This window comes from Methyloceanibacter sp. (genome assembly GCF_050726195.1).
Classification (GTDB): Bacteria; Pseudomonadota; Alphaproteobacteria; order Rhizobiales; family Methyloligellaceae; genus Methyloceanibacter.
This window is the reverse complement of sequence record NZ_JBOHJC010000002.1, coordinates 12,220-24,189: the sequence shown is the minus strand read 5'-3', so window position 1 is coordinate 24,189 and position 11,970 is coordinate 12,220. Positions and strand designations below refer to the sequence as shown.

The 11,970-nt window shown below is 65.2% G+C and carries 10 protein-coding genes; 3 read left to right on the top strand and 7 right to left on the bottom strand.

Annotation, left to right across the window (positions count from 1 at the left end; all coding sequences use genetic code 11):
• Positions 1-70 precede the first annotated feature (70 nt).
• Genes ACRECX_RS01480 through ACRECX_RS01470 form a run of 3 tightly spaced genes read right to left on the bottom strand, consistent with a single transcriptional unit; the run spans position 71 to position 2,529 of the window.
• The gene (locus tag ACRECX_RS01480) at positions 71-1,300 is read right to left on the bottom strand and encodes a GNAT family N-acetyltransferase (RefSeq protein ID WP_431557041.1); all 1,230 of its coding nucleotides are present in this window, start codon (positions 1,298-1,300) and stop codon (positions 71-73) included.
• Between the two features lie 4 nt (positions 1,301-1,304).
• A complete protein-coding gene (locus ACRECX_RS01475; protein ID WP_431557040.1) occupies positions 1,305-2,045 on the bottom strand; it encodes a glycerophosphodiester phosphodiesterase family protein in 741 nt (246 codons plus the stop codon).
• Positions 2,046-2,064: 19 nt separating this feature from the next.
• The gene (locus ACRECX_RS01470) at positions 2,065-2,529 is read right to left on the bottom strand and encodes a RidA family protein (protein ID WP_431557039.1); all 465 of its coding nucleotides are present in this window, start codon (positions 2,527-2,529) and stop codon (positions 2,065-2,067) included.
• 187 nt (positions 2,530-2,716) lie between these two features.
• Between ACRECX_RS01470 and ACRECX_RS01465 the strand changes: the two genes are divergently transcribed.
• The 3 genes from ACRECX_RS01465 to ACRECX_RS01455 all read left to right on the top strand — a co-directional run bounded on the left by ACRECX_RS01465 (position 2,717) and on the right by ACRECX_RS01455 (position 5,562).
• Entirely contained in the window at positions 2,717-3,562 is an 846-nt protein-coding gene (locus ACRECX_RS01465; protein WP_431557038.1) for a cell envelope integrity EipB family protein, read from the top strand.
• 245 nt (positions 3,563-3,807) lie between these two features.
• Complete coding sequence (locus tag ACRECX_RS01460) at positions 3,808-4,182, top strand: response regulator (RefSeq protein WP_431557245.1); 375 nt, start codon at positions 3,808-3,810, stop codon at positions 4,180-4,182.
• Between the two features lie 6 nt (positions 4,183-4,188).
• The gene (locus ACRECX_RS01455; protein ID WP_431557037.1) at positions 4,189-5,562 is read left to right on the top strand and encodes a PleD family two-component system response regulator; all 1,374 of its coding nucleotides are present in this window, start codon (positions 4,189-4,191) and stop codon (positions 5,560-5,562) included.
• Positions 5,563-6,117: 555 nt separating this feature from the next.
• On the opposite strand, the gene rpmG is transcribed toward ACRECX_RS01455, so the two are convergent.
• From rpmG to topA, 4 genes are all read right to left on the bottom strand, one after another.
• Positions 6,118-6,285 (bottom strand): 50S ribosomal protein L33, encoded by a 168-nt coding sequence (gene rpmG / locus ACRECX_RS01450; protein ID WP_431557036.1) that lies wholly within the window; start codon positions 6,283-6,285, stop codon positions 6,118-6,120.
• A 58-nt stretch (positions 6,286-6,343) separates the two neighbouring features.
• Positions 6,344-6,676, bottom strand: a complete 333-nt coding sequence (locus ACRECX_RS01445) for a DUF983 domain-containing protein (protein ID WP_431557035.1) — start codon at positions 6,674-6,676, stop codon at positions 6,344-6,346.
• 172 nt (positions 6,677-6,848) lie between these two features.
• On the bottom strand, positions 6,849-9,101 hold the full coding sequence (gene rnr / locus ACRECX_RS01440) for a ribonuclease R (RefSeq protein ID WP_431557034.1): 2,253 nt from the start codon (positions 9,099-9,101) through the stop codon (positions 6,849-6,851).
• A 45-nt stretch (positions 9,102-9,146) separates the two neighbouring features.
• Positions 9,147-11,750, bottom strand: a complete 2,604-nt coding sequence (topA, locus tag ACRECX_RS01435; RefSeq protein ID WP_431557033.1) for a type I DNA topoisomerase — start codon at positions 11,748-11,750, stop codon at positions 9,147-9,149.
• Between the last annotated feature and the right edge of the window lie 220 nt (positions 11,751-11,970).

Below are 11,970 nucleotides of genomic sequence, written 5' to 3'. Positions count from 1 at the left end.
ACTAGAATCCGTCATGCCGGCCTTGTCCCGACCATGACGCTGTTTGAGTTTGGGGAGGCGCCTTGCGCACCTAATCTCTATCGCGGCGATAAGGCGATTCCTCGCCGAGAAGCGCCGCCTCGTGGGCGACGGCGAGACGCTCGCGACGGAGATAGTCGGCTACGGCGCGGCGCAAGCCCGGATCGGCAATGTAGTGGGCGCTGTAGGTCTCCACCGGCAGATAGCCGCGGGCGAGCTTGTGCGCGCCTTGCGCCCCGGCCTCGACAGTTGCCAGCCCATGCGCGATGGCGAATGCGATGGCCTGGTAGTAGCACACCTCGAAATGCAGGAAGTCGTGGCTCTCGGTCGCGCCCCAATAGCGGCCGTAGAGCGTATCGGCGCCGATCAGGTTGAGCGCGCCGGCGATATAGCGGCCGCCGCGCTTGGCGAGGATGAGCAGGAGTTGGTCCGCCATGCTCTGCCCGAGCAGGCTGAAGCATTCGCGCGTGAGATAGGGCGAGCCCCATTTGCGCGAGCCTGTGTCCATGTAGAAGGCGAAGAACGCGTCCCAATGGGCCTCGGTGAGGGCGCGGCCCGTGACCCACTCGATGTCGACGCCGCCGTCGAGCGCCTCGCGGCGCTCCTTGCGGATGGTTTTGCGCTTGCGCGACGTGAGCGCGCCGAGGAAGTCGTCAAAGCACGCATAGCCGTCGTTCCGCCAATGGAACTGCTGGTCGGTGCGCTTTAGGAAGCCGCGCCGCCCGGCAAGGTCCCATTCCGCGCGCGTCATGAACGTGATGTGCAGCGAGGAGACGCCGAGCTCGTTGGCGAGGGTAACGCCGGCGTCCAGCAGGATCGTCTGGCGCTCGCTCCGATCGGCACAGTCGCGCACCAGGAGGCGTGGGCCGGTGACCGGCGTGAACGGCACGGAGGCTTGCAGTTTCGGATAGTAGCGCCCGCCGGCGCGCATATAGGCCTCGGCCCATCCGTGATCGAACACATATTCGCCTTGGCTGTGAGACTTGAGGTAGCAGGGCATGCAGGCGAGCAGGCGGCCTGCGCCGTCTTCGTAGAGCAGATGCTGGGGCAGCCAACCGGTGGCCCGCGTGGCCGAGCCGCTCTCCTCCAATGCCTTCAAAAATGCGTGTGAAACGAAAGGATTGGCCGGGCTCGTTGCGGGCGCCTGGAGCGCGCCGCCGGTGGCGCAGGCGTCCCACTCCGCCGCCGGCACGTCGGCGATGCACGGCGCGATGCGCACCACGACTTTGGGCTCGGCCGCGCGCGCGCCGGTCTCCCAAGGATATCTCTCCACATCGCCCATGGCTTTAGGGCTCGATCCCTTCGAAGATCATGGCGTCGGCATAACGCAGCGCGCGCTCGCGCTCGGCCTTGGTGCGCACCGTCCAGGTCAGGAGCGGCAGCCCGAACAGCGCCTTGGCCACAAGCGGTGCGACCGCCGGCAGCGCGCCGATATCGTACGCGATGAAGTGTGGCCGTGCGAAGGCCGACGTCAGGAGATGCCGCATGAGAAATCGCTCCCGCGCGGTGAGGTTGGGGAAGTCTTGCGGATCGAAGCGGCAGGCGACGAGGCCGCGGGGCAGGTCGGGCGCGGCCTCGCGGAAGGCTTCCACGCAATAGGGATCGAACGACATGACCGCCACCGGGCCGGAGTAGGACTTGAGCAGGTTGGCGATGTTGGCTTCGAACGTGCCGTCGCGCTGCCATGCGCTCTTCACCTCGAGCACGAGGGGGACGTAGCCGCCGACCAGCGCGAACAGGTCCGGTAAGGATAAAATGCGGTCTGTGCTTCCCTTGAGGTTGATGGCACGCAGCTGATCCACGTCGCGCGCCGCCACCGGCCCAGTCTCATCGGTGAGCCGGTCCAGCGTCGAATCGTGGAACACCACCGGCATGTGACCGGCCGCGCATTGCACGTCGACCTCGATGGCGCAGTGCTTGCCCATGGCAGCGGTGACGGCGGAGGCGCTGTTCTCGATGACGCCCTTGGCGGCGTCGTGCAGGCCGCGATGGGCGATCGGCCGTTTCAGCCAGTAGAGCTCGGCCATGGGGGTCCCATCAGGGGCGCTAGTTTATGGCAAAAACGGCATCGATCTCGACGGCAACGTTCATGGGCAAGCTGGCGCAGCCCACCGCGATGCGGGTGTGGCGCCCCTTGTCGCCGAGGATTTCCACCATCAGGTCGGACGCGGCGTTCATAACCTTTGGGTGGTCGGTGAAGCCAGGCGCGGCATTGACGAAGCCGTTGAGGCGGAGGAGTTGCACAATGCGGTCGAGATCGCCCAAGGCCACCTTGGCCTGGGCCAGAATATTGAGCGCGCACAGCCGCGCCGCCTTTTGCCCGATCTCGATATCGACCCCATCCCCGAGCTTGCCGGCGAAGGCAACCGCCCCGTCTTTGATTGGCAGCTGGCCGGAGACGATGAGTTGGCCCCCGATATGGATAAAGGGGACATAAGTGCCGACCGCGGTCTTGGCCGCCGGTAGGACGAGGTCGAGCGCCTTCAGCCTTGCTTCTATCTCCCCTGCCATGGCGTCCTCCCGAGACTTTCGAAGAAGTTGTTCCAACCATTGAGCAAATTCCGCGCGTGGGCAAGTGTTGCGGGGTCCGGCCTCCCTCAGCCCCCCTTGTCGCGGTCGTAGGTTGGTGCCAAAAATCGGCGTACCGCCGGCGTCCGGCGGAGGTGCGGAGAGAGGTACGAGGCAGGGCATGGTTGGAATGAGGCGGAGACTGGCGCTGGTGGCGACGCTTGGATTCGCTTGCGCGCTTCCCGGCCACGCGCTGGCGCTCGCCGCCAAGGAACCAAGCAAGCTTATGCCGCATCGCGCCGTCTACGAGATGACGCTCCAGCAGGCACGGTCCGCCTCGGGGATCACCGGCATCGACGGACGCATGGTGTTCGAATTCACCGGCTCGCCATGCGACGGCTATTCGCTCAACATGCGCATGGTCACGCAGATGACCGACTCGCAAGGCCAGATCAACATGACGGATCTGCGGTCGTCGACCTGGGAGCAGGGGGACGGCACGAAGTTCAGGTTCCAGTCGGCGCAATATCTGAACGACAAGCTCGGCGACGTCACCATGGGACGGGCCGTACGCGCGGCTCCCAACGCCGCCGTGGAGGTCAAGCTCAGTCAGCCGTCGCGCGCCGAGCTCAATCTCTCCGGTCCGGTGTTCTTCCCGACGCAACACAGCATTGCCCTGATTGAGAAGGCGCTGTCCGGACAGTCCTTGTTTCAGGCCAGGATCTATGACGGCTCGGAGAAGGGGCGGAAGGTGTACGAGACGACCGCGTTCATCGGCTCTGAGGTCAAGCCGGGAGCCGACGACGGGAAACTCGAAGCGCCGGCCAAGGATAAGAAGCTCGGTGAGCTTCCGTCCTGGCCGGTGTCGATCGGCTACTTCGAGCCGAAAGAGGGTGACCTCACGCCAAGCTACCAGATCGATTTCCGGCTCTATGAGAACGGCGTCAGCCGCGAGCTCCTGATCGACTATGGCGACTTCTCGATCCACGGCACCCTCACCTCGCTCGAATATCTCCAAGTCAAAGCGTGCAAATAGCGCGGTGGACCAAATTGGTCCTGCGGCCCGCGTGAACTTGAGCGCTCAGCAGGCCGAAAAGGCACGGTTTCCCGCCGGTTTTGCCGTGGCTCTAAAGGGTTTGGTTACGGGTTTACGGTGACACTCGGCCCTCCAAGGGAAGGGTGAAGGCGATGTTTTGGCGGGTCAGGCAGGCTCCCACTGCCATGGCGCATTATGGTGAGATCGTCGATCATGGACGGACCGAATCGCCGGGGCCGATGCCAATGACCAAGACCGTCTTGATCGTCGAGGACAACGAGCTGAACATGAAGCTGTTCCACGATCTCCTCGACGCGCATGGCTACCGGACGCTCCAGACGCGCAACGGCATGGAGGCGCTCGAGCTTGCCCGCGAGCACCACCCCGATCTCATCCTGATGGACATCCAATTGCCCGAGGTGTCGGGCCTCGAAGTCACCAAATGGCTGAAGGAAGACGATCATCTCCGTGAGATTCCGGTCGTCGCCGTCACCGCGTTCGCCATGAAGGGAGATGAGGAGCGCATTCGTGAGGGCGGCTGCGAGGCCTACATCTCGAAGCCGATCTCTGTGTCGATGTTCCTCGATACCGTCAAGCAATTCATCGGCGAAGCACGATAGGCAGAAATGACCGCGCGCGTTCTCGTAGTCGACGACGTCGACGCCAACGTAAAATTGCTCGAAGCCCGGCTCACGGCCGAGTATTTCGAAGTGCGCACCGCGCGTAGCGGGGCGGAGGCACTGCAAATCTGCACGCGTGACGGGACCGACGTCGTCCTGCTTGACGTGATGATGCCGGGCATGGACGGATTCGAGGTATGCCGCCGCCTCAAGGCCGAGCCGCGCACCCAGCACATTCCCGTCATCATCGTCACGGCGCTCGACCAACCTGCCGACCGGGTGAAGGGTTTGGAGGCGGGGGCCGACGACTTCCTCACCAAGCCGGTGGACGATCTGGCGCTCGTCACCCGGGTCAAGAACCTGGCGCGGCTCAAGCTCCTCACCGACGAGATGTTGATGCGCGCCTCGACCGAGGAGCAGATGGGCTTCGCGGCCGCCATGAATGCAAGGATCGAGCAAGCCGGACGCGACGGACACATCATGCTGGTCGAGGACCGCGAGCGCTCCGCCGAGCGCATCGTGCAAGCGCTCGGTGAGGAACAGCATGTGGAACGGGAATCCGACCCGGCGCGGGCGCTGCTGCTGTTACCGGAGGGCAATTTCGATCTGATGATCGTCAGCCTCAACCTCGAGCATGCCGACGGCTTGCGGCTCTGCTCGCAGGTGCGCTCGCTCGATCGTACCAGGCACTTGCCCATCATGATCATCGTCGAGCCCGGCGAAGAGGCGCGCCTGCTTCGAGGGCTCGATATGGGAATCAACGATTACATCGTGCGCCCCGTCGACCCGAACGAGCTTCTGGCGCGCGTGCGCACGCAGATCAAGCGCAAGCGCTACACCGACCATTTGCGCACGCGGCTCGAAGAGACCGTGGAGATGGCGATCCTCGACCCGCTCACAGCACTGCACAATCGCCGCTACATGACGAGCCACCTCAAGACCCTGTTCGAGGAGTCGGCCCAGCGCGGCAAGCCGCTCTCGGTGCTCGTGCTCGACATCGACCACTTCAAGGCGATCAACGACGAGCACGGCCACGATGCGGGCGACACGGTGCTGCGCGAATTCGCGACCAGGCTGCGCCGCAATATCAGGGGTATCGACTTGGCCTGCCGGCTCGGCGGCGAGGAGTTCGTCGTCGTCATGCCGGATACGGACCTGGGCAAGGCGTACCTTGTCGGCGAGCGGCTGCGGCAATGCATCGCGGCGGCCCCGTTCCACGCCGGCGAGCGCATCGGTTCACTCAAGGTCACCGCGAGCGTCGGCGTCGCCGCACTCGAATTCCCCGACGACACCCCCGAGATGATCCTGAAGAGGGCGGATCAGGCGCTCTATTGCGCCAAGCGCGACGGGCGCAATCGGGTAGTCGCCGACGCGGCCTAGTTGCCGCAATCTCATTCACTCGGCGGGCCGCGGCGGGTCGGAGCCGAATCACTTGGCACTCGTGGTACCGATTCGCGGCGCCGGGGACCGGAAACGGCTCGAGACCTTCTTTACCTGGTAACTGAGGCCCTATGCTTAACACTTTACAATGCCTTGTATTTTGTCGTATTAAACAAGAGCTGACGTTTGAATTCATTCCACCATCTGTTGTATTTATGATTTGACTTAGTTCCGACGAATTGACGTGGGAGGCGAAAAAATGGGTGAGGGGGCTAGCGCCAAGCTTTCCAGCGCGCCTTCCTGATCTCTCCTCCCAACCCGATAACCCTACGGAATGCTCAGGTCCGCCGCATCTCCTGGGTCCGTGGGGTTCGGCCGGCCGGAGCGCGGTTGAGTGGCCTCCTCGTTAGCGCCGCGTTTCGGCCGGCCACCTATTTGGTGGCCGCCAGCCTTTCTCGATGATGCTTGATGTGCCGCTGACCTCGATGAGGCGCGGCGAAGTGCACCCCGCATTGGCAGGGTTCAGGACACCTTCTGGTGCCCACCGCTACGCCGCTACTTGATCTTGGATTCCTTGAACTCGACGTGCTTCCGCGCCACCGGGTCGTACTTCTTGAAGACCAGTTTCTCGGTCTGATTGCGCGGATTCTTCTTGGTCACGTAGTAGTAGCCCGTGCCGGCGGTGCTCACGAGTTTGATCTTCTGGGTAACGGGCTTGGCCATGTCGTCCTCGGCTGAACCTTACGAATTTGCGCGAAACCTAATCGGTCGGGGGCGGAAGTCAAGACGAGGGTGGGGCCAGCCGGTCGCCGATCTCTTCCTTCGCCTCGGGATCGAACCCGTGCATGAGGAGGGCCCATTGCAGGGCCACCAAGGTGCCTTTGAGCGGCGCCAGCACGACGAGCGCGAGGATCACCGTCAGCGGCAGCCACAGGGCGGCGTGGAGCCACAGCGACGGCCGGAATGCCATCTCCACGGCCAGCACTAGGCTGACCACGACATGGCCGACGATGACGATGGTGAAATATGGCGGGGCGTCGTCGGCGCGATGATGATGCAGCGCCTCACCGCAACGGGGGCAGTGGTCCGCGACCTTCAGGTAGCGATAGAACATCGCGCCGGCCCCACATGCCGGGCATTTGAGCCGGGCGCCGCGCAATAGCGACTGAAGCATCGGGCGGGGCCCTGCCGACCGGCCTTCATATTGGCGGGCCGTGGGCCCAACGCTCTTCTGCATCACTCCATCCTTTGTGGCGCTGCCGGCCCGTGGCCGGTTGCCAGGGCCCTTAGCGGCGCTTGCGCGGCCCACTCCTGCGGCCCTTGCCCTTGGCCGGCTTGCGCGTCCTCGGGGCTCCGCTGCGCGACTGTCCAGGCTTGATACCGATCCGGCGCCCCTCGCTCAACAGGTCAAAGCGTAGCGCCCCTGCGGTGGGGATGGCCTCGACCAGTCGGACCTCGACAGGGTCGCCGAGCTGGTAGGCGAGCCCGGTATCCTCGCCGACCAGGGCTTGGCGCACTTCGTCATGATAAAAGTACTCATGGCCGATGGCCGAGGCCGGCACGAAGCCGTCGGCGCCGGTCTCGGTCAGCCGCACGAACAGGCCTGTCCGCACCAGACCCGAAACCCGCGCCGCGAAGGTCGCGCCGATGCGGTCGGCGAGATAGGCGGCGATGAGGCGGTCCGCGGTGTCGCGCTCCGCCGCCATGGCACGGCGCTCGGTATCTGAGATGGCGGTGGCGATCTCTTCCAGCTCGCCCATCTCGACGTCGGTCAGGCCACCAGGTCCAAAATCGAGGGCGCGGATCAGCGCGCGGTGCACGATGAGGTCGGCATAGCGGCGGATGGGCGAGGTGAAGTGGGCGTAGCGGCGCAGGTTCAGTCCGAAATGCCCGAAATTGTGCGGGCTGTATTCGGCTTGCGCTTGGCTCCGAAGCACCACCTCGCCGACGAGCTCGGCGGTCGGCGTGGCGCGCGTCTCGGCGAGGATGCGATTGAACTGCGCGGGCTTCATGGTGCCCGCCTTGGGCAGCTTGAGGCCAATGGTCGATAAGAACTCGCCGAGCGCGGCGAGCTTCTCCTTCGAGGGCGCATCGTGGACGCGATAGATCAGCGGCGAGCGCTTGGCCTCCAAGGTCTCGGCGGCCGCGACATTGGCGGCGATCATGAACTCCTCGATGAGGCGGTGCGCGTCGAGGCGAGGCGGGGTGGCGACGCCGCGCACCCGGCCCTTGTCGTCGAGCAGGATCTTGCGCTCCGGCAGATCGAGGTCGAGGGGCGCACGCTCGGTGCGCGACAGGACGAGGCTGGCATAGGCGCCCCATAACGGCCTGAGCACCGTGTCGAGAAGGGGGCCGGTGGTCTCGTCGGTGCGGCCGTCGATGGCGGCTTGCGCCTGCTCGTAGCTCACGCTTGCGGCCGAGCGCATCAGGGCGCGGAAAAAGCGGTGGCCCGTCTTGCGCCCGTCCTTGTCGAAGATCATGCGCACCGCGAGGCAGGGCCGCGGCTCGTTCTCTTTCAGCGAACACAGATGGTTGGAGATGCGCTCCGGCAGCATCGGCACGACGCGGTCCGGGAAGTAGACAGAGTTGCCCCGCTTGCGCGCCTCCTTGTCGAGGGCGCTGCCGGGTTTCACGTAATGAGCGACGTCGGCGATGGCGACGATGACGACCCAGCCGCCCCGGTTGTTCGGGTTGGGGTCGGGTTCGGCCCACACCGCATCGTCGTGGTCGCGGGCGTCCGACGGGTCGATGGTGATCAGAGGCACGTGCCGCAGATCTTCGCGGCGGCCAAGCTCGGCCTCCTTGGCGGCATCGGCTTCGGCGAGCACCGCCGGCGGGAAGACGTCAGGGATGCCGTGGGCGTGGATGGCGATGAGGCTCGTCGCCTGTTGCGCTTCGGGGTTGCCAAGCCGCTCGGTGACGCGCGCCGTGGGTACGCCGAAGCGGGCCGAACGGGCGACCTCGAAGCGGACCAGCTCGCCGTTCTCCGCATCGCCGGTGGAGCCGCGCGGCACGGTCCATTCCTTCAGCTGCTTCTTGTCGACGGGGTCGATGACGCCCCTGCCGTCCTTGAGCGCACGGAAGATGCCGAGCAGGCTCCGCGCCGTGCGCGGCAGGCGCTTGATGGTGCGGGCCTGATAGGGAAAATCCCCGTCGGCGCCGAGCGCGGTGATGTGCGCCAGCACGCGGTCGCCGATGCCGGCGGCGGGACCCGCTTCGCGCTTGCTCTCGGCCATGAGAATGCGGGGCGGGGGGCCGTGCTCCTCGTCCCAGGTCGCGGGCCTTGCGACGAACTCGCCGTCCCTATCGCGGCTGACGATCTCGAGCACGGTCACGGGGGGCAGCGTGCCTGGCCGGGTCAGCTTGCGCCGCGAGCCGGCGATCAGGCCGTCCTCGGCCATGACGCGCAGCAGCTCTTTCAGCGCGATGCGATCGCCGCCTTTGACGCCGAACGCGCGCGCAATCTCGCGCTTGCCGGCCTGCGCGGTCGACTGCGCCAGAAAGTCGAGGATCTCTTGCTTGGAGGGGAGCCTGCCCACGGGCTTTTTCGAGGGGGCCTTTTTCGCTTTCGCCACTTGTGCCGCTTAGCCTGCCGCCCCTTCCGCGGCCTCTTTGCTCTTGCCGCTCTTGCGCGCAGGCTTCTTGGCGGCCTTCTTGGCCGCCTTCTTCGCAGCCTTTTTCACTGGGCCCTTGGCGGCCCGGGCAGCGATCAACTCCACGGCCTCTGCCAAGGTGACCTGCTCTGGTTCGCGATCCCTCGGCAACGTGGCGTTGATCTTGCCGTGCTTTACGTAGGGCCCGTAGCGGCCGTTGAGCACCTGAATCTTGCCGCCACCCTCGGGGTGGTCCCCCAACTCCTTGATGACGCTCGCGCCGCGCGGGCGCCGGTTCGCCGCCTTTTCGGCGAGCAGGCTCACGGCGCGGTTTGCGCCAACCTCGAACACCTCTTCGGGCGTGCTCAGGCTCGCATATTTGCCGTCATGCTGGATGTAAGGACCGTAGCGGCCATAGCCGGCGGTGATGGGCTTGCCGGTCTCCGGGTGCAGGCCGACTTCGCGCGGCAGCGACAGCAGCGCAAGCGCGCGCTCCAGGTCGATGCTGTCCGGGTCGGTGCCCTTGGGGATCGAGCCGCGCTTCGGCTTTTCGTCGCCATTGGCCTCGCCGAGTTGGACATACGGCCCGAAGCGGCCGGTGCGCACGCTGACGTCGAGGCCCGTCTCGGGGTCGGTGCCGAGCACCTTGCCCTCGGCCAGCGCCGCCTTGTCGCCGGTATCGGCGAGCTGCCGCGTGTAGCGGCAATCGGGATAGTTGGAGCAGCCGACGAACGCGCCGAACTTGCCGACCTTAAGGCTTAAGCGCCCTTCACCGCAGGACGGGCAGGCCCTCGGATCGCCGCCCGCACCCGTGTCGGGAAACACGTGCGGTCCGAGCAGATCGTTGAGGGCGTCGAGCACCTCGGTAATGCGCAGATCGCCGATATCGTTCACCGCGCCGATGAACTCGCGCCAGAAGTCGCGCAGGACGTCTTTCCACTCGAGCTCCCCCGCCGAGATCTGATCGAGCTTCTCCTCGAGATCGGCGGTGAAGTCGTACTCGACGTAGCGCTTGAAGAAGCTCTCGAGAAAGGCGGTGACCAGGCGTCCCTTGTCCTCGGGCACGAGCCGCTTCTTGTCGATGCGGACATATTCGCGGTCGCGGAGCACGTTGAGCGTGGTGGCATAGGTCGACGGCCGGCCGATGCCGAGTTCCTCCATCTTCTTGATAAGCGTCGCCTCGCTGTAGCGCGGCGGCGGCTCGGTGAAGTGCTGCTTCGCCGCGATGGTGCGCGGCTTGAGCGTGTCGCCTTGGTTCAGTGCGGGCAGCGCGCCGTCCTCGCCGACCGCGTCGTCGACGCCTTCCTCGTAGATCTTGAGGAAGCCGTCGAAGCGGATGACCGAGCCGGTGGCGCGAACACCGTAGGGCTTGCCGTCTTTGCCGGCTACGTCGATCTCAGCCGTGGTGCGCTCGATCTCGGCGCTCGAGGCTTGGCTTGCGAGGGAGCGTTGCCAGATCAGCTTGTAAAGCCTGAGCGCGTCGTCATCGAGATAACGGGCGACCTTCTCGGGCGGTTTGCCGAAATCGGTGGGCCGGATCGCCTCGTGTGCCTCTTGCGCGTTCTTCGCCTTGGCTTCGTATTCGCGCGGGGAGGGCGGCACGTAACGATTGCCGTAGAGACCGGTCACGAGCTTGCGGATTGCGGCGACCGCCTCGGGCACGATCTGAACGCCGTCGGTGCGCATATAGGTAATCAGGCCCTCGGCCTCGCCGCCGAGATCGACGCCTTCATAGAGCCGCTGGGCAAGCTGCATGGTCTGGCGCGGCGAGAAGCCGAGCTTGCGCGAGGCCTCCTGCTGGAGGGTGGACGTGGTGAAGGGCGCGGCAGGATGGCGGCGCTGCGCCTTGCTTTCGATTGAACCGACGGTGAAGCGCCCGCCTTCGAGCGCCGATTTGAGGCGCTCGGCGGTCGCTTCATCGGGGATGTCGAACTTGTCGAGCTTCTTGCCTTCGGCCGAGACGAGGCGCGCCTGGAAGGTCTCGGCCTTGGCCGTGGCAAGCTCGGCGATGATCGACCAATATTCCTGCGTCTTGAACCGCTCGATTTCGAGCTCGCGGTCGCAGACGAGCCTGAGCGCCACCGACTGGACGCGGCCGGCCGAGCGGGCGCCCGGCAGCTTGCGCCACAGGACCGGCGACAGGGTGAAACCGACGAGATAGTCGAGCGCCCGGCGGGCGAGATAGGCGTTGACCAAAGGCCCGTCGATCTCGCGCGGGTGGCGCATGGCGTCGAGCACCGCCTCCTTGGTCACGGCATTGAACACCACGCGCTCGACCGGAATGCCCGTCAGGACCTTCTTGCGGTCGAGCACCTGGAGCACATGCCAGGAGATGGCCTCGCCCTCCCGGTCGGGGTCGGTGGCGAGGATCAGCTTGTTGGCGCCTTTCAGGGCCTGAGCGATCTCGTTGAGGCGTTTCTGCGCCTTGGGATCGACGTCCCAATGCATCTCGAAGTCGTTGTCGGGGACAACCGAGCCGTTCTTGGAGGGCAGATCGCGCACGTGCCCGTAGGAGGCGAGCACGCGGTATCCGGGCCCCAGATACTTGTTGACGGTCTTTGCCTTGGCTGGCGATTCAACGATGACGATGTTCATTGAGACGTTCCTAGCCGCGCAAATTGCGTCCGGCTGAGGGCGGCAGGTCTGGAATCGACCCTGGTACGCCGGAAAATGGTGCTTCGACCGGCCGCTGTCAAATTTACCGATCGGGCGATTGACAACTTCTAGCTGTCTATATTAACTAATAGCAACCTCAAGGTGTTAATCCGAAGTGTGTTCTTGGTGCGGCAACCGCCGTCGAAGACTGCGATTCAGA

Bases quoted from the DNA above. Each gene is read 5' to 3' on its own strand.
- ACRECX_RS01480 (WP_431557041.1), bottom strand. From the start codon at position 1,300: ATGGGCGATGTGGAGAGATATCCTTGGGAGACCGGCGCGCGCGCGGCC.
- ACRECX_RS01475 (WP_431557040.1), bottom strand. From the start codon at position 2,045: ATGGCCGAGCTCTACTGGCTGAAACGGCCGATCGCCCATCGCGGCCTG.
- ACRECX_RS01470 (WP_431557039.1), bottom strand. From the start codon at position 2,529: ATGGCAGGGGAGATAGAAGCAAGGCTGAAGGCGCTCGACCTCGTCCTA.
- ACRECX_RS01465 (WP_431557038.1), top strand. From the start codon at position 2,717: ATGAGGCGGAGACTGGCGCTGGTGGCGACGCTTGGATTCGCTTGCGCG.
- ACRECX_RS01460 (WP_431557245.1), top strand. From the start codon at position 3,808: ATGACCAAGACCGTCTTGATCGTCGAGGACAACGAGCTGAACATGAAG.
- ACRECX_RS01455 (WP_431557037.1), top strand. From the start codon at position 4,189: ATGACCGCGCGCGTTCTCGTAGTCGACGACGTCGACGCCAACGTAAAA.
- rpmG (WP_431557036.1), bottom strand. From the start codon at position 6,285: ATGGCCAAGCCCGTTACCCAGAAGATCAAACTCGTGAGCACCGCCGGC.
- ACRECX_RS01445 (WP_431557035.1), bottom strand. From the start codon at position 6,676: ATGTTCTATCGCTACCTGAAGGTCGCGGACCACTGCCCCCGTTGCGGT.
- topA (WP_431557033.1), bottom strand. From the start codon at position 11,750: ATGAACATCGTCATCGTTGAATCGCCAGCCAAGGCAAAGACCGTCAAC.